This window comes from Fibrobacter intestinalis (assembly GCF_900167415.1).
Classification (GTDB): domain Bacteria; phylum Fibrobacterota; class Fibrobacteria; order Fibrobacterales; family Fibrobacteraceae; genus Hallerella; species Hallerella intestinalis.
On sequence record NZ_FUWU01000047.1, the window covers coordinates 5,071 to 25,096 of the forward strand.

The 20,026-nt window shown below is 50.1% G+C and carries 18 protein-coding genes, 1 tRNA gene and 1 pseudogene; 16 read left to right on the top strand and 4 right to left on the bottom strand.

The window, feature by feature from the left end; genetic code table 11:
- Positions 1-369 precede the first annotated feature (369 nt).
- The 10 genes and pseudogenes from B5D40_RS11490 to B5D40_RS11530 all read left to right on the top strand — a co-directional run bounded on the left by B5D40_RS11490 (position 370) and on the right by B5D40_RS11530 (position 9,338).
- Complete coding sequence (locus tag B5D40_RS11490) at positions 370-999, top strand: Vat family streptogramin A O-acetyltransferase (protein ID WP_078777013.1); 630 nt, start codon at positions 370-372, stop codon at positions 997-999.
- A gap of 80 nt (positions 1,000-1,079) precedes the next feature.
- A complete protein-coding gene (locus B5D40_RS11495; protein ID WP_078777014.1) occupies positions 1,080-2,027 on the top strand; it encodes a DNA cytosine methyltransferase in 948 nt (315 codons plus the stop codon).
- A complete protein-coding gene (locus B5D40_RS11500; RefSeq protein WP_078777015.1) occupies positions 2,021-2,866 on the top strand; it encodes an NgoMIV family type II restriction endonuclease in 846 nt (281 codons plus the stop codon). The genes B5D40_RS11495 and B5D40_RS11500 overlap by 7 nt, the downstream gene beginning before the upstream one ends.
- A gap of 6 nt (positions 2,867-2,872) precedes the next feature.
- Positions 2,873-3,133: pseudogene (locus tag B5D40_RS11505) on the top strand (acetyltransferase); the annotation flags it as partial.
- A gap of 163 nt (positions 3,134-3,296) precedes the next feature.
- Positions 3,297-4,973, top strand: a complete 1,677-nt coding sequence (locus B5D40_RS11510; protein WP_078777017.1) for an endo-1,4-beta-xylanase — start codon at positions 3,297-3,299, stop codon at positions 4,971-4,973.
- A 181-nt stretch (positions 4,974-5,154) separates the two neighbouring features.
- On the top strand, positions 5,155-6,540 hold the full coding sequence (purF, locus tag B5D40_RS11515) for an amidophosphoribosyltransferase (protein WP_078777018.1): 1,386 nt from the start codon (positions 5,155-5,157) through the stop codon (positions 6,538-6,540).
- 206 nt (positions 6,541-6,746) lie between these two features.
- Positions 6,747-7,442, top strand: coding sequence for an AzlC family ABC transporter permease (locus tag B5D40_RS11520; protein ID WP_078777019.1), 696 nt, complete (start codon positions 6,747-6,749; stop codon positions 7,440-7,442).
- The gene (locus tag B5D40_RS11525; protein WP_078777020.1) at positions 7,439-7,750 is read left to right on the top strand and encodes an AzlD domain-containing protein; all 312 of its coding nucleotides are present in this window, start codon (positions 7,439-7,441) and stop codon (positions 7,748-7,750) included. Before B5D40_RS11520 ends, B5D40_RS11525 begins: the two co-directional genes overlap by 4 nt.
- Positions 7,751-7,760: 10 nt before the next feature.
- The gene (locus B5D40_RS16160) at positions 7,761-7,901 is read left to right on the top strand and encodes a hypothetical protein (protein WP_233134229.1); all 141 of its coding nucleotides are present in this window, start codon (positions 7,761-7,763) and stop codon (positions 7,899-7,901) included.
- A 135-nt stretch (positions 7,902-8,036) separates the two neighbouring features.
- Complete coding sequence (locus B5D40_RS11530; RefSeq protein WP_233134230.1) at positions 8,037-9,338, top strand: SLC5/6 family protein; 1,302 nt, start codon at positions 8,037-8,039, stop codon at positions 9,336-9,338.
- A gap of 614 nt (positions 9,339-9,952) precedes the next feature.
- Here B5D40_RS11530 and B5D40_RS11535 read toward each other — a convergent pair.
- Positions 9,953-11,305, bottom strand: a complete 1,353-nt coding sequence (locus B5D40_RS11535) for a glycoside hydrolase family 5 protein (protein ID WP_158222073.1) — start codon at positions 11,303-11,305, stop codon at positions 9,953-9,955.
- A gap of 225 nt (positions 11,306-11,530) precedes the next feature.
- Between B5D40_RS11535 and B5D40_RS11540 the strand changes: the two genes are divergently transcribed.
- The 4 genes from B5D40_RS11540 (at position 11,531) to B5D40_RS11555 (ending at position 15,560) form a co-directional block, all read left to right on the top strand.
- A tRNA-Ile gene (locus B5D40_RS11540) sits at positions 11,531-11,604 on the top strand.
- A 255-nt stretch (positions 11,605-11,859) separates the two neighbouring features.
- Positions 11,860-13,740 (top strand): DNA primase, encoded by a 1,881-nt coding sequence (gene dnaG, locus B5D40_RS11545; RefSeq protein WP_078777022.1) that lies wholly within the window; start codon positions 11,860-11,862, stop codon positions 13,738-13,740.
- Between the two features lie 12 nt (positions 13,741-13,752).
- Positions 13,753-14,502 (top strand): Fe-S cluster assembly ATPase SufC, encoded by a 750-nt coding sequence (gene sufC, locus B5D40_RS11550; protein ID WP_078777023.1) that lies wholly within the window; start codon positions 13,753-13,755, stop codon positions 14,500-14,502.
- Positions 14,502-15,560 (top strand): SufD family Fe-S cluster assembly protein, encoded by a 1,059-nt coding sequence (locus tag B5D40_RS11555; RefSeq protein WP_078777024.1) that lies wholly within the window; start codon positions 14,502-14,504, stop codon positions 15,558-15,560. The genes sufC and B5D40_RS11555 overlap by 1 nt, the downstream gene beginning before the upstream one ends.
- 20 nt (positions 15,561-15,580) lie before the next feature.
- Here B5D40_RS11555 and B5D40_RS11560 read toward each other — a convergent pair whose 3' ends face one another.
- Genes B5D40_RS11560 through B5D40_RS11570 form a run of 3 tightly spaced genes read right to left on the bottom strand, consistent with a single transcriptional unit; the run spans position 15,581 to position 17,049 of the window.
- A complete protein-coding gene (locus B5D40_RS11560; protein WP_078777025.1) occupies positions 15,581-15,907 on the bottom strand; it encodes a hypothetical protein in 327 nt (108 codons plus the stop codon).
- Between the two features lie 2 nt (positions 15,908-15,909).
- A complete protein-coding gene (locus B5D40_RS11565) occupies positions 15,910-16,491 on the bottom strand; it encodes a hypothetical protein (RefSeq protein WP_073302456.1) in 582 nt (193 codons plus the stop codon).
- 18 nt (positions 16,492-16,509) lie between these two features.
- On the bottom strand, positions 16,510-17,049 hold the full coding sequence (locus tag B5D40_RS11570; protein ID WP_078777026.1) for a sulfurtransferase TusA family protein: 540 nt from the start codon (positions 17,047-17,049) through the stop codon (positions 16,510-16,512).
- 91 nt (positions 17,050-17,140) lie between these two features.
- Between B5D40_RS11570 and B5D40_RS11575 the strand changes: the two genes are divergently transcribed.
- Together B5D40_RS11575 and B5D40_RS11580 are read left to right on the top strand one after the other, a co-directional pair.
- The gene (locus tag B5D40_RS11575; RefSeq protein ID WP_078777027.1) at positions 17,141-18,655 is read left to right on the top strand and encodes a glycosyltransferase; all 1,515 of its coding nucleotides are present in this window, start codon (positions 17,141-17,143) and stop codon (positions 18,653-18,655) included.
- 121 nt (positions 18,656-18,776) lie between these two features.
- Positions 18,777-19,754, top strand: a complete 978-nt coding sequence (locus B5D40_RS11580; RefSeq protein WP_078777028.1) for a cation transporter — start codon at positions 18,777-18,779, stop codon at positions 19,752-19,754.
- Positions 19,755-20,026 lie beyond the last annotated feature (272 nt).

The window sequence follows — 20,026 nt, forward strand, 5'->3', positions numbered from 1 at the left end:
ATCTTGGTACACCTTACAGGCTCTTTGATTTGAACGGCAAGCTGCTGCGTTCGGGCGTTCTTCAAAGCCGAGAGGTTACTACGCCGCCATCGCCAGCCATTCTTGACATCGCCGGGAAAAGGTTGCTTTTACAATAGCAGAAGCGTTCCATGAAGAATTTTCTGATAGGCATTTTTATCGGGAAAAATTGTATGTTTGCGCTTCAGCTGAAATCTCTTTCGTTCCCATTTACAATCCGTCCATTTCGCGTTCCTCAATCCTCTATCTTCTCAACAAAGCACTAGATTCTGCAATGTGGCGATTCCTTCGCGCACATTTTCCCCTATTATTTTAATTTTGCAAAATTCCCAACTCCCAAAAGGACAGAATATGATTGGCCCAAATCCCGCATCCGTTCACCCGAACGAAAAAATTCTGAGCGTATGCTACATCAAAAATGTCATCACGCGCAAAAACATCACCGTGGGCGACTACACGTATTACGACGACCCGGAAGATTCCGAAGGCTTTGAAAAGCACGTGACGCACCACTACGAATTTCTTGGCGACAGGCTCATCATCGGAAAGTTCTGTGCGATAGCAAAGGGAATCGAATTCGTCATGAACGGCGCGAACCACCGGATGAAAAGCGTCACGACCTATCCGTTCAACATCATGGGCGGCGGCTGGGAAAAATCAACGCCCACACTTTCAGACCTTCCGCTCAAAGGAGACACCGTTGTGGGAAACGACGTGTGGATTGGACAAAACGTGACGGTCATGCCCGGCGTGCACATCGGCGACGGCGCCATCATCGGGGCGGATTCCGTCGTCGCGTCCGACATTCCGCCATACACAATCGCCGCCGGAAATCCGTGCCGCGTCATCCGCAAACGCTTTGACGACGAACTGACGGAATATCTTTTGAAACTCAAATGGTGGGACTGGGACGCAGAAAAGATTTTTGCCCATTTAGAAATCCTCACCAGCGGGGATCTAAACAGGATAAAGAACATCTAATAAGAAACTACGGTCAGTTACAGAATTTTCTTTGTTTAAAATTTATGTATAATTCTACTTGAAGTAAAAATGAGGATTCTATGCTTACGAGCATTGAAATTTGCGCCGGTGCGGGCGGACAAGCGTTAGGGATTGCTCGGGCTGGATTTTCGCATATCGCGCTTGTTGAGTATGAACACGATTATTGCACCGTCCTGAAATCCAACAAGCCTGAATGGAATATTCTCTGTACAGACGTAAAGCATTTTTCTGGAAAAGAATACAGTGGTAAAATCGACCTGCTTGCCGGCGGCGTTCCCTGTCCACCATTTTCGGTGGCAGGAAAGCAGCTCGGAAAATCGGACGAGCGCGATTTGTTCCCGGAAGCAATACGCCTGATAGAAGAAATACATCCGCGCGCCGTCATGCTGGAAAATGTCCGCGGTTTTCTTGACCCGGTATTTTCCGACTATCGGAATTCCATTTTGAATCAAATTTCCGGACTTGGTTACAGCGTCCACATCAAATTGCTGAATGCCTCTGACTACGGCGTTCCGCAATTGCGTCCGCGTGTTGTAATTGTGGGAATACGAAACGACATAGACGATTCCTTTGAATACCCGAAAGAAAAGCCAGGGCTTGCAAAAACAGTCGGAGAAACGCTTGCCGATTTGATACGTGCAAACGGATGGAAAGGTGCGGACGAATGGATTCGCCGAGCAAACACCATAGCTCCGACGATTGTCGGTGGCTCAAAAAAGCACGGCGGGCCTGATTTGGGACCCGTCCGCTCTCGAAAAGCATGGGAAGCAATTTGTGTTGACGGACGCGGCATCGCAAATGAAGCACCGGCACAGGATTTTGTCGGAATGCCCCGTCTTACTCCGCGCATGATTGCAAGAATACAGGGATTCCCCGACACTTGGAATTTCGGAACAAAGAAAACAGCTGCATGCCGTATGATTGGAAATGCGTTTCCTCCGCCGGTTGCGGAAAGCGTCGGAAAAGAAATAAGGAAGGTTTTGGAACATGGAAGCATTGATTGCTGAAGCACGAAAAAAAATACCACAGAAGTCTGCTCGAAAAAGGAATTCTTACCGTTGATGCGAAAGGCATTCCCAGCAACGCGGATTCTTCGTCAAAACTGTCAGTTGCAATAGCGCAGGGAATTGCAAATCGCTTAACCGCAGAAATCAAGGAAAAGGCTCTTGGACAAACATCGGGTGCGAAGTTCGAGGAAGTCAATATGCAGTTTCTGGCGGGCACATTTCCGCACTTGCAGAATCTGCGTCCGGGAGATTGGCATATCATAAAATTGGGAAATCGGAGCGCGCTAAAGACGAGCAGTTTTGCCCAATATGAACACCTTGAATACTTGAGCCACCTGACAGAATCGGATGCAAAACTTGCCGCCAGCATGGGAAACGACTACATGGTCGCGCCCGATGTTGTGGTCTATAGAAGTCCGGTGTCCGACGAGGAAATCAACAGTTCAGTTGCCATTGTGGATGACTCTGTTTCAAAAATGACCGACATACGCAAAAAGAACGGAGGCTTACCAATACTTCATGCGTCTGTATCCGCAAAATGGACGATGCGGAGCGACCGTGCGCAAAACAGCCGGACAGAAGCTCTCGGACTGATTCGGAACAGAAAAGGACATCTGCCGCATATTGTCGTGGTAACAGGAGAGCCGCTTCCGAGCCGTCTGGCTTCGCTTGCGCTTGGGACAGGCGATATCGATTGTATGTATCATTTCGCATTATATGAACTTATTGAATCCGTAAAAGCCACCGGAGCGGAAGATTCCATTGAAATGCTGGATGTGCTGATAAGCGGGAAACGGATAAAAGACATCAGCGACCTGCCGATGGATTTGTCTGTTTGACCATTTGGACAAAACGTAACGGTCATGCCCGGCGTTCACATCGGCGACGGCGCCATCATCGGCGCGGATTCCGTCGTCGCGTCCGACATTCCACCATACACAATCGCCGCCGGAAATCCGTGCCGCAGCATCCACAAACGCTTTGACGATGAACTGACGGAATATCTTTTGAAACTCAGATGGTGGGACTGGGACGCGGAAAAGATTTTTGCCCATTTAGAAATCCTCATCAGTGCAGACATCCGAAAGATAAAAGACATCTTCTGAGTTTTCTACAGGCTCGCCATTTTCGTTTCTGGCATTTTCCATTTTGGCAATTTCCATTTTTGACACAATCGATACAGATAGACCGTCATTTTAAGAAATCCCGATTTTTTCCGATGACGACAGATTTATATTAAGTGATACAACCTTTTTCTACGAGGATGATATGATTTCCTTTTTTCAACACCGATTTTTTTCTTCCGCCATTTTCCTCGCTTTCTTTTGCACATCCGCTTTAGCTCAAAATATTCTAAGCAATGGCAATATGGAATACGGAGATGGCGGTTGGTATCTTTGGAACAATCCCGACGGTCCCGCAACCGTCGAAATGAAGCTCGCCGAACCCGGACTCGGCTACGACGGATCGCAAGGCGTTAAAATCGTCGTAAAGCAACTGCCAAAAATCTGGTGGGGATTGCAACTGCAACCGCCAAAATTTTTAGCGGATTCAGCTTATTACAAATTAAATTTCAAGGCCAAAGGAAACGTTCCCATCAATGCGATTGTCCAAGGCGGCCCGCCGGATTACCGCCAAAAGGAAAGTGCCTCCTTCGACCTTTCGGAAAAATGGCAAACCTATTCGATGACATTTCTCGCCGACCAAAAGGGCTACGGGCTGAATAACGTCACCTTCCATGTGGGTTTGAAAAAAGGCTGGCTGCAAATGGACGACGTGGAAATCGAAAAAATCGGATCTATGGACAGCCAATGGTTTGCCTCTTCCGAATCGCGCATCGATAGCCTGCGCAAAGCCGACTTTTCGGTAAAGGCAAAGCCCGGAGAAAAAGTCCATGTCAAATTGCAACGGCACGCATTCCCATTTGGCACGGCACTCGCCCTTTACAAAATGAACGGCAACAGCAAGCAGGACAGCGTGGAAAAATGGTATCGTGAAAAAGCGAAGAAATTCTTTTGGCACGGCGTTTCGGAAAACCAGTTCAAATGGCCTGAATACGAACCGAAAAAAGGAAAAGTCAAACGGGAAGAGATGAAGGAATACACCGACTTTACCGCACAAAACAGTTGGGAACTGCGAGGGCACGCCTTGATGTGGGGACACCAGGGCTACGGTTTCGACAAGCACTATTCCAATCCGGGTTCGCCCAAGAAATGCAAGGATTTCGCCAACTATCTCAAAGCGAGAATCGACCGCGACCTCAAAGAATACAAAGGAAAAATCACCGAATACGACGTGTGGAACGAACCTTTGCACGAAGCATACACTTTCAACACCTGCGGCTGGAATCTTCTGGACAGCGCATTCATCTGGGCGCACCGCGCAGATCCGGAAGCCAAGCTTTACATCAACGAATACAATGTCGTTGCCGCCGGAGAAACAGACCGCTATTACAATCTGATTCGAGGAATGCTGGACCGCAAAGTTCCCATTCATGGAATCGGCGTGCAATGTCACTTCGGCTTACGCCCCGTCGTCCCGGCCCTAATCCGGGAACGTTTGGATAAGCTGGCGACTCTCGGCTTGCCCATCAAGATCACGGAATTTGACATCGGAGATTGGCAACTAGGCATGAACGATTCCGAAAGCGTACAGGCACAAAAATACGAGACCTTCATCCGCACCGCATTCAGCCATCCCGCCGTTTCGGGAATTCTTTTGTGGGGATTCTGGGACAATCGCCATTGGGTCAAGAACGGCGGCGTTATTGCCGCAGACGGGCGCGAAAAGCCCGCAGCCAAAGCGATTTTCGACTTGTGGCACAAAACCTGGAACACCGACACGACCGCGGTCGCTGGCGAAGATGGACTCGCCCACTTTCGCGGATTCAAAGGAACTTACCAGGTAACAGCCGAAGGCAAGACCTTTGAAATGCGAGTCGAATAAATCCTCTTGCGGAAGGCCTTTTGGGGGCCAATTTCCAATGCGATTCGCATTCTTTACAAAAATGTTCTGAATTTTCGGATATCCAAGCCGAACCATATATCCCGGTTGAAATTCCTTCGCCCATTTTCTTTTTGAAAACGGGCGTTTTTTTTAGATTCGTTCCATCATCCAAGAGGATTCCATGCTGGAAGAACTTCACGAAGAATGCGGCGTTATCGGCATTTACAATAGCGAAAACGTCGCCCGCAATGTTGCCATGGGACTTTACGCCCTGCAACACCGAGGCCAGGAAAGCGCTGGCATCGCCATCACCAACGGAGAAAAAATACGAGTCCGAAAATCCATGGGACTTGTATCCACCCTTCTCCGAGAACACAACGTTGACGAACTGCAGGGATTTGCCGGCATCGGGCACGTCCGTTATAGCACGACAGGTTCGAGCACTCTCGCCAATGCGCAACCGATTCTTGTCAGCTGCAAATGGGGGCAACTAGCCATCGCCCACAACGGCAACTTGACAAATGCCGCCGAACTCCGCGCCGAGATGGAAGAAGCCGGGCATATTTTTCAAACGACTTCGGATTCCGAAATTCTTTTGCACGATATAGCCAGAACCCATGCGCCAAACGTCAAGGAAGCCATCAAAAAAGCGCTTTCCAAACTCACCGGCTGCTTTTGCATTATCATCTTGACCAAAGACGCCATGTATGTAGCGCGGGACGGTTACGCATTCCGACCGTTGTCGCTTGCCCGATTCGGCAACGGCTGGTGCATCGCCAGCGAAACCTGCGCCTTCGATCTTCTGGGTGCCACTTACGTCCGCGACATCCAAGCGGGTGAACTTTTGACCATCACCCAAGACGGCCTTCATTCCGAAACCTTCGTCAAGAAAGATCACCTTGCCCACTGCATTTTCGAATACATCTACTTCGCCAGACCGGACTCCCGCATTTTTGAACAAATCTGCGACAAGGTGCGCCGCAAAATGGGCAAACAGCTCGCCCGGGAATGCCCCGTCGAAGCGGACGTCGTCATTCCCGTTCCCGATTCTTCGACAACAGCGGCCCTCGGTTACGCCCGGGAATCCGGCATCAAATTTGAACTCGGGCTTTTGCGCAATCACTATGTGGGAAGGACATTCATCGACCCGACACAGAACGTCCGCGCCCAAAAAGTCCGGCTGAAATTCAACCCTATCGAAGGCGTTCTCAAAAATCGCAAGGTCTGCGTCGTCGATGATTCCATTGTACGGGGCACGACACTCAAAATTCTTTCGCGCATGATTCGGGACGCCGGAGCGACTGAAGTCCACATTCGTATCGCATCGCCCCCTGTAGCACACGCTTGCTATTTCGGAATGGATTTTCCGAATGCAGGCGACCTGGCGGCAAATAATATGACCCCGGAAGAAATCGCCAAAATGCTCGGCGTCGAAAGCCTGGGATACTTGAGCATCGAAGGAATGAAAGAATGCACAGGAGCTCCCGCCGACTATTGCGCCGCCTGTTTTGACGGCAACTATCCCGAATATATCGGAAAGGACACTGGAAAATTCAGCTGCGGCTAGGATTCATGTTGATAGTTATCAGTTATCAGTTATCAGTTGGTAGTTGGCAGTGGTTAGCGGCTAGCGGCGAGTGAATTACCGCACGTTCCCCTTGCCGCTGATCACTAGCCGCTTCTCCCATTCTGAGTACTCCTAACTCCTAACTTCTAACTATTAACTAGCAACTCCCCGCCTCCTCGAGGCGGCCTTTTATTATAATTGTTGCCGTGAAATTTTCAAAAGGATTTATCGATGGTCTCCCGATTGGAATCGGCTATTTCGCCGTCTCCTTTTCTTTTGGCATCGCCGGATCCAAGTTTCTCCCCTGGGATTTTGTCACGCTCATTTCCATGACAAACCTGACATCCGCCGGGCAATTTGCCGGAATCCAGATTATGCAGGCAACCGGCACCTTTATCGAAATGGCAATCGCCACTTTTTTCATCAACCTGCGCTATTCCCTGATGGCGATTTCACTTTCCCAAAAGGTTTCGCCCTCATTTAAAACGCCGCAACGCCTGCTTTTGAGCGTCGGCATTACCGACGAAATTTACGCACTCGCCATGTCGCAAAAGGAAGCGGTAACGCCTCTCTACTTTTTAGGACTTACCGCCCTTCCCTATATCGGCTGGAGTCTTGGCACTTTCTGCGGAGCGATTGCCGGCCAAGTTCTTCCTGCCATACTGACCAACGCGCTGGGTGTCGCCCTATACGGCATGTTCATCGCGATTGTGATTCCCCAGATGAAATTGCACAAGCCGACCTGCGTCGCTGTCGCTATTGCCATCGCACTCAGTCTGGCGTTCCGATACATTCCGATTCTGCAAGGGATTTCCGCCGGATTTTCCATTATCCTCTGCGCGCTTATTGCTTCCCTTTTCTGCGCCAGATTTTTCCCCGTAAAACAAGGAAATATTCCATGAATTGGCGTGATTTTTTCCTGTATTTGCTGACCATGGCGGGAGTTACTTACTTGCTTCGGACAATTCCTTTCATTTTGCTCCGTAAACAGCTCAAAAGCGAATTTTGGAATTCTTTTTTATCCTATATTCCCTTTACGGTTCTCGCAGCGATGACCGTCCCCGCCATGTTCTATGCGACGGACAATCGGCTTTCGGGCATTGCCGCCTTTTTTGCCGCAGCCGCCGCAGCCATTTTAGGGCGCGGACTCGTCATTGTCGCCTGTGCAGCAACCGCAGCGGTTTTATTTATGGATGGCGTTATTTTATGAGAGGTAAAACATGAGTTCTTCACGAGAAAACTGGGGTTCCAAACTCGGTGTCATTCTCGCAGTCGCCGGTAGCGCGGTGGGTCTCGGCAATTTTTTACGCTTCCCGGTTCAAGCGGCAAGCAACGGAGGCGGGAGCTTCATCATTCCCTAACTCATCGCCTTTCTGGTTCTGGGCATTCCGCTCTCTTGGATAGAATGGACGCTGGGGCGCTATGCGGGAATTCTTCGCCACGGCACATCGCCGAGCGCCTACGATAAAATCATCGACCGGCCTTGGGGAAAGTATTTGGGCTCCCTCGGACTTCTCCCTCCCCTGTTCATCATCTTCTATTACGTCTTTATCGAATCCTGGATCCTCGCCTTCGCCTGGTATTCCCTGACCGGAAAACTGATGGCGGTCGTCCAAGCCGGGGAGATTACCGAGTTCTTCCGGAACTTTATTTCGTTGAACGAAAAAATCGGCAGCATTCCCGCAGCGATACTCTTCTTTGCCATCACATTCGTGTGCAATATGGTTTTGATTTTTCTTGGAGTGCGCAAGGGAATCGAACGGGCGAATAAAATTTCCATGCCGATTCTCGTCATCATGGGAATCATTCTGGTCGTCCGCGTCCTCACCCTTCCCGATATTGGCAAGGGTCTCGCCTTCATGTGGAATCCCGATTTTTCAGCTCTCCTGGAACCCCGAATCTGGCTTGCCGCAGCGGGGCAGGTATTCTTTACCATGAGCCTCGGCATGGGCATCGTCTTTTGCTATGCTAGCTACACCAAACGGCACGACGACATCGTCCTCTCTTCCCTTTCGGCGGGATCGGCGAACGCCTTTGCCGAAATCATCTTGGGCAGCACCATTGTGATTCCGCTAGCCATTCTCATCCTCGGATCCAACATTGAAGAATGCGCCAAACTGGGAACTTTCGGGCTGGCGTTCCAAAGCATGCCTCTCGTATTCGGCAAGCTGCCGCTCGGCTCCGTTTTCATGACCATCTGGTTCTTTATGCTGTTCATCGCCGGGGTCACCAGCGCCATTTCCATCATCCAGCCTTTAATCAGTTTCTGTGAAGACGACCTAAAAATTTCCCACAACAAGTCCGTCATGACGATTGGCCTCATTTCCCTTGTCGGCGGAATCATCGCTATCGCAGGCAATGCGGCGGGCGCCATTGACGAACTGGATTTCTGGGGCGGCAGTTTTCTGCTGGTCGTTTTAGGAGCCGTCCAAGCTCTCGTCTTTGCCATCGTCCTCGGCAAAAAACGAAAGAACCGCGATTCCGTAGCCTTCGAACTTTTAAATTGCGGAAGTGCCATCAAGTTGCCGCGGATTTTTCGCATCATCATCCGCTACGTCTGCCCAGCGGCATTGCTCACCCTGCTGGTCGCATGGATTTTCCACGATGGACTGAACGTCCTTTTGATGAACAACATCGATCCCAAAGCCGTCGTTTCCTTCTTCGGCTGCGAATTTTCTCAAAAGTCCTTTGTCCTGGGATTCCGCATTTTCCTGCTAGCCCTTGTCGGACTCCTTAACGCGGCGATTTGGTATGCCTGGAAAAGCGGGCGCGCACAAAAACACAGGAGGATAGCCTAATGGAACTGACTCTCGGCGGACTCGTCTTTATGATTGCCTCGTGGACGGCCATCATCGGATTGAACACATTCTGCTTCTACAAAATCTTCAAAAAGAAGAAATAGCGTTTACAAAAACGAAAGTTCCGGCATTTCCAGATGGATCTGCCGGATTTTTATTTGGCGCATTCCATTCAAGTTTAAAAAGGCAACAAAAAGGGCCGGTTCGTTAGCGCCCTTCGACAGGCTCAGGGACCGCCGGTTAGTGCACCTCGGCAAGCTCGGTAACCGCTTGTCGAACTAAGCCTCTTCGCGAGGTCGCTGAGCTTCGCTTAGTGAGCTTGTCGAACTAGCCGAAGCGTGATCAGTTGAAAATTGGGAGTTGGAACTGAAAACTGAGTTCACCTTGTGAAAGAAAAATGCTCCGTTTGAAAAGAACTTCACCTAGTGAAAAACGAGTATTTGGTGGAAGATTGCCCATCATTCCCCAAAATAAAGTACTAACCACAGACCACTAGCACTCTCATACAAATTGACTTTTTAGAAGATGCCAAAAATCAAACGCTTTTGCCATCTGAAACGCTTCATTCGTCCAAAAAGAATTCTGGACGAATGAGAAAAACGGCATCATTTAAACTAGAGGTTCATAAACTTCGTCTGGAAGGTGACGCCTTGCTGTCGAATCCGGATCAAGAAGCCGCCTTTGGAAAGTTTCTTCGTCGAAAGGAAATGCGTTCCAGCCGATTTCGCAGAAGTTTCTTCAAACCGTTTATTGCCGAGCAAATCCAAAATTTCCACTTTCGTTACGCCCGATTTCGGAAGCGTAAACTGTACGCCGCCGGAAAGTTTTTGGAATGAGATATTCTGTTTTAAAGGAGCCGCAAAAATCGGGTCGGGAATGGTATCGGTTTCCGCAGAACACGCCGTATAGGAATCCGGGTTTGAAGCCAGAAAACCTTTGACCAAAGAACCGGAAGTGCTGTATTGAAGGTTTGTCGCCGAGGCGCCCGATGTAAAAGCAGCCGTGCCTTCGTTGATTTTAGAAGCCGACCAATTCGCCCAGGAAAGTTTATGCGTATTCAAGTATTCCTGCCAGCTATTATTCCGGCTGACATCCGGCGAGCCGCCGCCATCGGAATTTCCCGTTCCCCATTCCGAAACGAACACGGAAAGGCCCGCATTCATCGCCGTCAATCCATTCGTCCCTTCGCAATTGCCACCCCAACTATAAGATCCATCCCAGCAATGGGAATTTGCATAATAATGGAGAGTGTAGGCGGTATTTTTCTCGGAGTCCGAGACTTCATTACCGATAACTTCCTGCGGATTCTGATCCCAAGAGCGGGTTCCAACGAGAATCAGATTATCGGAATACTGGCGAATGGCCGCCACTACCTGATTCGCGTAATTTTTAATCGTCGTCCAAGAAATATCCGTAGGTTCATTGTAGATTTCAAAAATCACGTTATCATATTGCCCATAAGCTTGCGCCATTTCACTAAAGAAAGCCACCGCGTTGGAAGTCTGTTCATGCGCATTATGGGAATGCCAGTCGATAATCACATAAATATCATTTTTTATGGCCGCTTCTACGACGGTTTTGACAAATTGTTTTTGATTATTGGGATCGCTCGTATATCCTTTGAGCGAAATGCCGTTCCAAGAGCCGCTCCAATCCTCTGTTCCCGTCGCCATGGCCGCCCGCACTATCTGGATTTTCATGTCATTCACCATCGTTGTCACGCCCGCGTCAGTCCAGAACTCCATCGCATCTGGCAGAAGGCTCCAATAAAGGCTCATTCCGCGAACCTGAACTTCGGCACCATCTTGAACGCCTTTGCAAGAACCGTAAATTTGTCCCTTGCCGCTTGAATTTTTTCCAGCCATCAATTGTCCGTATTGACTGACAGGGCCGACACGTTCTGCTGTGATCGAAAAGGCACTCGTCACTGCAAGCAATCCTGCAACAATAGCTTTATTCCAATTCATAAAAATCTCCATTCAAGGGGTTCTTTTAGAAATATAAGCCATTTTTTTGAAGGAAGGGGAAATTTTTCCCGATGACGTTTACGGATGTGTACGAGCGCACAGAAAAATATCCCCAAAGCTAACCGCCAAAGCAAGTCCAACAAATAAAAGAACACTTGATTCTCCATTTCACGATTTCCAAATCCAATATTTTTTCTATATTCTGCGTTACTGGTAGAAACCAGCGGAGCTTTAGCTCAATTGGTTAGAGCCACGGACTCATAACCCGTTGGTTCCGGGTTCAAGTCCCGGAGGCTCCACTTAAAGACTTCGGCATTGCGCCGGGGTCTTTTTTATTTTGCATACAGAATCATTTGAATCCTATTCGCCACATAAAAGCGAGAAACGACATCAAGGCGGCATCCTATCGTTTAACGAATTCCAGAAAAATGCGTGGACGGCAAAATATTATTTGAAATCAAGCACTAACTCCTATCCACTAACCACTAGCCTTTCCCCTCTTCCAACTCTCTAATCCTGAACCTTTAGCGCAAGTTGCTATCTTTACCCGCGCCATGGCATTCTATTCAGACGACGTCCTCCAAGATTTGAAACAGCAGACGAATATCGCGGACATCATCCAGCAATTCGTTCCGCTGAAGCGTTCCGGATCCGGGCGCTTTGTCGGGCGTTGCCCTTTCCACAATGACCATTCCCCATCGATGAACGTAAACACGCAAATGGGCATTTACAAATGCTTTGCCTGCGGAGCGGGCGGCGACGTTTTCAAATTCATCATGGAACACGAAAAAATGGACTTCAAAGCGGCTGTGGAGTGGATTGCCAATGCGACCGGTTTTCAGCTTCCGTCCATCCATCACGCGGAAAATCCGAAAAATGCCGAAGAACGTTCCCTTGTCCGCGAGTTGAACGACCTCGCCGCCGATTGGTTTGTAGAGCAGCTTCCCCACAGCGAAAAAGCCCTCGGCTACATTTCCTCCCGGCACTTGTCCAAGGAAACGCGCCACTTTTTTAAAGTCGGCTACGCTCCGGACGGACGCGAAGGTTTTTTGAGTTTCGCCGCCAAAAACGGATTTTCTCCCCGGCAGCTTGTGGAAGCGGGACTCGCCGTCGAAAGGGAGAACGGAGGCATCGCCGACAAATTCCGTGACCGTCTGATGTTCGCCATCGAAAATCTTTCCGGAAAAGTGGTCGCATTCGGCGGGCGCATTCTCGACAAAGAGAAAAAGGCCCCCAAATACCTGAACAGCCCGGACACCGCCCTCTATAAAAAAGGCGAGATCCTATACGGGCTTTCCAAATCCAAAAATGAAATTCCCAAAGCGGGATCGGTCATCCTCGTCGAAGGCTATTTCGACATGATCAGCCTTTTTCAGGCCGGCGTAAAGAACGTCGTCGCCGTTTCAGGAACAGCCCTTACCGAAAAGCACGCCGAAATCCTTTCGCGCTACACCAAGACCGCCTATCTGGTCTTCGATGGGGACGAGGCTGGGCGCACGGCGACAAGACGCACCATCGAAATCGTTTTGCCACAAGGCATTATTCCAAAGATTGTCGCCCTTTCCCGCCCGAACGGAGAAAAAATCGACCCCGACAACTTTATGAACGAACACGGCGAATCCGCTGCCGACGATTTTCGGGCCGAGCTTACCCACGCCGAAGACTGGTTCAGCTACCTTTCCCGCATTTCGCCGACGGACACCGTCGAAGACAGGGCGAAGTTCATCACCCACATCAAATCCATTCTCGTCAACATCCGCGACAGCGAACTGCAAAACCAGTATCTGCGCATTCTGGCCGAACGCTTTGGCGCTAGACCCGACTTTGCTGGCATCCGCCCCGAAAAAGAAAAACGGAAATTTCAAAAAGAGGACGAACTTCTACAAGCTCCCCCCGAAGAGCAAGTCCCCTGGCAAGCACTCCCTCCGCTGGAACTCCGATTCATCCACTTGGTCATCGCCTCCCCTTCTCTTTGGGAAGCGGCCAGCGCCTTCTTCGATTTGGATTTCGCCGCTTCGGGAGTCAGCCTCTTCGCTTCCGAAATTCTGGACGAGCTGCTCAGCACAGCCATCGCGGAATACGCGGAAACAAAACAGATCCATCTGATGCGCCTTCACGATTCGCTTTCGCCTCTCCCCGCCCAAGTCCTCGAATCTTTTGGGGATGAATCCTGGAAGCCGGAAGCTGCGCAAAAGGAATTTCTGGAAACCCTGGCCGAGCTGGAAATCCGCACGGCCGAGCGCATGAGGGATGTTCTCAAGACGAAGCCAATAACCGGCGAAGTCATTCAATGGCGTCTGGATTTGCACACCTTTGCTTCTAAAATGCAGCAAAACCGAACCCGCTACGGCGAAGATCCTTCCCTAAGTTCTACCTTTTTCAAAAACCTGCTGGATTACCGCAACGAACTCGTCCAATTCAGCAGCAAATTATAAATTGGAGTCACCATGCTTTCTATCAAAAATCTCAAAGCCAGCCTGTTGGATGGAACGCCGATTCTTCAAGGCATCAACCTGGACGTGAAACCCGGTGAAGTTCACGCCATCATGGGACTCAACGGCTCCGGAAAAAGTACTCTGGCAAAAGTCATCAGCGGACATCCGGCATACAAAATAGACGCCGGCTCCGTCGAAATGGACGGCAAGAATCTGCTGGAACTCGATCCCGCATCCCGGGCGAACGAAGGCTTTTTCGCCAGCACCCAATACCCGATAGAAATCCCCGGAGTTCCCAACGTGGAATTTTTGCGCATGGCGGTAAACTCCAAGCGTGCCTACTTGAATCAAGGACCCGTTTCCGACGAGGAATTCAACCGGCAGCTGAACGCCGCCATGGAACTTTTGGAAATGGACGAACGCTACCGCACCCGCGGACTGAACGACGGCTTTTCGGGCGGGGAAAAAAAGCGCAACGAGATTTTGCAGATGGCGATGCTCCTTCCCAAATACGCATTCCTGGACGAAACGGATTCGGGACTCGACATCGACGCCCTGCGCATTGTTTCCGGCGGGATCAACCACTTGCGCACACCGGAGCGCGCCGTCATTCTAGTAACGCATTACGAACGCCTGCTCGACTATGTAAAGCCGGATTTCGTCCACATTCTGCTCAAGGGGAAAATCGTTCTGTCCGGGGGACCGGAACTGGCGAAAAAACTGGAAAAAGAAGGCTACGAAAACCTTGAGGGCATCGTCTAATGCAAAAAGAAGCTTTGGAAAGAATCCGGGCGATTGGCCTCCCGACCCGCCACTCCGAAGACTGGAACTACTTCCCCATTTCCCTGCTCGCCCAGGCAGAAGGGCTGCGCTTTATCGCCGACCCGTCCATTCCCATTGAACCAAAGGACGACCGCAACGAAGAACGCCTGTCCCAAGCGGGAATTTCCCCAAAGGATTTTCAAGTCGAAAGCGAAACCGATTTTGCCGCGCTGCTTCCCATCGCCCTCGGCGCTCAAACGCTGGTCAAGAACATCGGCAAAGGCGAAAGCGAAAACGGCATTCTCAAAGCGCACGACGAATTTTCGCACACGGTCTTCCGCATCGGCGACGGCGCCCGGGTTTCCCTTGAAATTCTGGAAAATAAAATCCCACGAAATCTTTCGGCGGAACGGCTAGATTTTTTTGTCGGAGCGAACGCCCAGTTGGAACTTTTCTCCACCGAGGAATCCCACGCCGGGGAACTTAAATTCCGCAGCATCCACGTTTTCCAGTCCGAAAATTCCCAAGTCGATATTTTGGATTTCAATCGTACAGAGTCCGTTCGCCGTATCGAAGTCAAGGTGCTTCTCAACGGAGAAAACGCCCGTTTTGCCTTCCGGGAACTGAACCTGCTCTCGGGCGAAGCCAGCGAAAACGGATTTGTGCGGGTGCAGCACAATGCGCCGCAGTGCAAAAGCCATCAATTTGTGCGCAACCTGCTTTCGGGAGCCTCTTCCATGAGCTACGACGGCGGCGTCATCGCCAGTGCGAATTGCCCCGGCACCGATTCTTCGGAACTCGTCAATACCATCCTTCTTTCCGACGATTCCAAAGTCCGCGTCAAGCCCACCCTCAAAATCTACCACGATGACGTTTCCTGCTCCCATGGCAATACGGTCGGCACTCTGGACGAAGAAGCCATTTTCTATCTGACGAGTCGCGGGATTGAAAAAGAAAAAGCGGAGGCGCTTTTGCAGCAAGCCTTCGCCAAAGATTTAATTGCCGAGCATCCGGGCCAAGCCGGACGCGAACGCCTGTTCAAGTTGTTGAACGCCTAGGGCAAGATTCAATCCATTCGCTAGCGCAGATTTTTCTTGGCTCCCCGCAAAAGGTTTTTCACCTGTTTCGCCGTCATCGGCGGTTCTGTCGGCGTGTTGCGCCGTTTTTGCGGCATGCAGTCTTCACAATAAAAATGCACGACCCTTCCAAAACTTGCGGCACCGCCTTCTATCGCCATTTCACGGGAAATGTAGGAGTGCAGAGGGGCTTCCTTTTTGCATTTTTCACAAATACCGATTTTGGGTTCGGACGCTTTCTTTTCGCGGGGGCGATTATCCCTTTTTTTCGTTTCTTCCCAAGCGCGGGCAGAAGCAGCATTTTTCGCCAAAAACTTGTCTGAAATCATATCTACAACTCCTTTTTGATACTAAAAATCCGCCGAGAAAGGAACAGTCCCAAAAGGGTATGCCCCAGCGACGTAGAAGCATGGTTGGAATCGTAGAGGCTCCGCGCAAACTTTCCCCGTAATAGCTGCTCCTTTTCAAAATTCTCCACATGGGCGGCAAAATCCAGAACGTGGACTCGGTCTCCATTTTCCAAAGTACGCATCTTCCCATTTAATTTTTCCACTTCCGTTGCCGCTTCGGGAAAAGCTTCTTGCGGAATCGTCAGCAGATACAGCACCGAAGACGTCTTGGAAAGAATTTCTTCGCACAGGCGCTTGTAAACGGCAAAAACTTTTTCGGCGTCCGCACCCAGACGCAATTCATGCAATCCGAGTCCCAGGACAATCCTTTCGGCCAGTTTCCCGAATATGTCGCAAGGCGCGCGGGAAAGTACGGAAGCCAGCGGATAGCGGACCAGCGGAGAAATGGCAAATTGCACAGGCCGGGTCGGATATTCGCAAAGGACCATTTCGGAAAACAGGGTCGCCGCCTCGCCGTCGGCACCCATCAATTCATCGCCGATAACTTGGATTCGATGAGTCATGGATATAAACTACTTTATTTAGCCTTTCCACACACATAATTCCCAATATTTTTCTTTTTTTCGGCGAAAAACGATGCGATTTCCCGTTTCAACCAAAGCCCGAGGCACATTTTCAATCGGCTCCCCGTCATCGACAAGAAAAAGAATTTCCTCGCCGGAATTCACTCCCGAAAGCACAAGACGCGCCCGAACGGAACCCATGGGGCAAGCAACTCCCCGCAAGTCCACAGGAGCGGAAGCAAAGCGATGCAGACCGAGTTCCGCAGGAAAACTAAAATCCCGGGATGTTTCGCAAAAACGGACAATCTCTTCGGCATAGGCCTTCGGCTGCGCAATCCAGTCTCCCAGTCCTTCGGGAAGAGCCGACTTTGGCAACCGCTGGATAAAAGAAAGAGCCTTTTCCGGCGAAAAAACGGCAAAAACGGAATCGGAACGGCGCAAAATCCCCCCCCAAGCGTGCCCCAAAAGAAGCAAAAGCGAATTTCCCAGATTTTCACATTCCCGATTCGCTTCCAGCCATTTTTCCAGAGGGGATTTTTCCAACCGATTTTGTGTCATATTTTTGTCACTAATTCCGAACGGAATATAGCATTATTTCTTTTGTAATTCTATATTTGGCCGCAAGCATCGATAATGCAAAAGGTTTAAAATGGCTCAATACTTATTGGATATCCTCTTTGTCATCTACGTCATCGCCGGGCTCGGACTTGTCGTTTACGGATTCAACTGCTACTGGAGCATCTATCTTTTTCTTAAGAATTCACGCCGGGTGCGCCTCGCCGATCGCAAGAATCTGCTCCGCTTCTACCGCGACCACAAGATGGATGAACTTCCGATGGTCACGACCCAGCTTCCCGTTTTCAACGAAGCCAACTGCGTGGAACGTCTCATCGACGTCGTCTGCGCCATCGACTACCCGAAGGACAAGCACGAGATCCAGGTCCTCGACGACTCGACCGACGACTGCTACGAAGTGACCAAACGCAAAGTCGCCGAAATGCAGGCGAAAGGCTACGACATCAAGCTCATCCACCGCACCAACCGGAAAGACTTCAAGGCGGGGGCCCTGAAAGAAGGCTTGGAAGTGGCGAAAGGCGAATACGTCGCCATTTTCGATGCGGACTTTGTGCCGAACAAGGATTTTCTTTTGAAAACCGTCCCCTATATGGTGATGGATTCCTCCGTCGGACTCGTACAGGGACGCTGGGGACACTTGAACCGCACGGAATCGGGTCTGACCCTTGCCCAATCCATCGGCATTGACGGGCATTTTGTGATTGAACAGTCCGCGAGGAGCTGGGGCGACCTCTTTATGAACTTCAACGGCACGGCGGGCGTATGGCGCAAGCAGGCGATTATCGACGCCGGCGGCTGGGAAGGCGACACACTGACCGAAGACATGGACTTGTCTTACCGGAGCCAGCTCGCCGGTTGGAAGATGAAATTCGTCTTTGACGTAATCGTTCCCGCAGAACTTCCCGACGACATCAATGCGTTCAAGGCGCAGCAGTTCCGCTGGGCAAAGGGTTCCATCCAGACGGCGATGAAAGACTTGCCGCTCGTATTCAAAGCGAAAGTACCGTTCCGCAAAAAAATCGGAGCGTTCCTGCACACGACCCACTATTCCATTCATCCCTGCATGCTTTTTACGGCGTTGTGTTCCTACCCGCTTCTCGCCTGGTTTGAACCTGTCGCCCATTTGCCGGTCTGGCTTTTCACCGTCGGATTCGTCTTTATTTTCCTAGCCGCCATTGCTCCTTCCACTCTTTATTTTGTCGCCCAGCGCTGCTCCGGCTATACCGGCTGGAAAACCCGAATGCTCTCCCTTCCCATTCTTATGGCGATGGGTGTCAGCATTGCGATTAGCAACACGCGCGCCTGGTTTTCGGCGGTCTTCGGCAAGCAAGGCACTTTTGTCCGCACTCCCAAAACCGGCGGCAAAAAGCATTCCCATTTCCGGCAGAAATTTCCGTTCCTCGCCCTTTTGGAAATCGGCGTCGGCATCTATTGCGTTCTAGGGCTTCTCGCTTATATCGGCGCACAAAAATTTATCATCGGGCCGTTCCTCGCCCTCTACGCTGTCGGCTTCCTTGCAGTCGGCACCCTCAGCTTCATCCAGTATTTCCAGAATTTGCTGAACATCCGCAAAGACAAAAAGAAATAAGATTTAAAATGGATTTGATGAAGAAAGCGGCAAAAGCCGCTTTTTTTATGTGAGCCGCAAACCGTCAGCCTATCCCCCGTTTAAGTGGAATTTATTGGCTGATGCAATATATATTATCCCTATGGCAATTCCCTGCAAACAAAAACGCCGATTTTCCCGTCTGGTCATTCAGAAACAGGAACCGGCAAAATACAAGCAAATTGAGATGCGGACTCTAAAAGTCGGCATCTGGATTAACGTGTTCATGGGGATTTGCGGCTGGGTCGGCTATTATTTCGCAAGTTCCTATGCGCTCGCTCTCGACGGCAGCCTATGCATCATCTCGGCGGTGAGTTTCATCATCGCGCTTTCCATTACCCGCGAACGCGACGTGACCAGCGACGAATACCCCTTCGGCATTTACAGCATCGAAAACGTTTACGCCCTGCTGCAAGGCATTTTGCTTATCGCTATTACGGTCTATGCGATTTTTCAGGGCGGCGAAAGCATTTTCCATTTCTTTTGCGGAGGGCGCGCGGAACCGGAAACGCTTAAGCTGAAACCTTTACTCATCTATACGGTAGGCATGGTTTTCGCATGTGCCGGAGTCTGGCTCTACTACCGTAAACAATCTCAAAGAACCGGCGGGGAAAGCCCAATACTCCGCTCCGAAACGGTCGCCGCCTATATGGACACTCTAGTCACCATCGGTACGGGAATCGCCCTCGTTCTCATGGCGGCGGTTCCGTCCGATTCCAAGCTTGCCTTTCTCAACTATATCGGCGACTCTATCATCGTCATCCTAATTTCCCTGCTATTGCTTCCCGCTCCTATCCGCCTTGTTTCCCATTCGTTTTTTTCCCTTATCGGCAGGACAACGCAAAACGCATCCCTGAAACGGAAGACGGAAGCCGTCATCAAAACCAGCCTCGACAATTCCTTTCGCCTGAAAAAAGTTCTGCTATTTCATATCGGCTCCTCTTACGAAGTCGATGTCACCATTTCGCCGGTAAACGATGCGGAAATGAACATTTTCCGCTTTCGCGAGACCCGAAAAGTTCTGGAAGAACGTTTGAAAAAGCTCTACCCCAATCTGGTGCTGCAACTTTTTCTGGAATGAATTTTTAGAGCAGGCCTAAAGCCTTCGCAAATAAATCTTTTCGGAACGATCGCCCCATAAGCTTTTGTGATTTATCCTTTTGAAGGGATTTTATACCATCTTCCAACAAATGCTCGCGATTAAAATTAGTTAGTCTCCCCTTAAAATCCCGCCCAGCCCGCATAACTATTGGGAAAAACTGATTTCTACCCTGTGAAAATATTGCAAGGTTTTCTAAAATATGACTGAAAACCTTGCATTTTTTTCATGTACAGACCGCCAAAATCCCACGC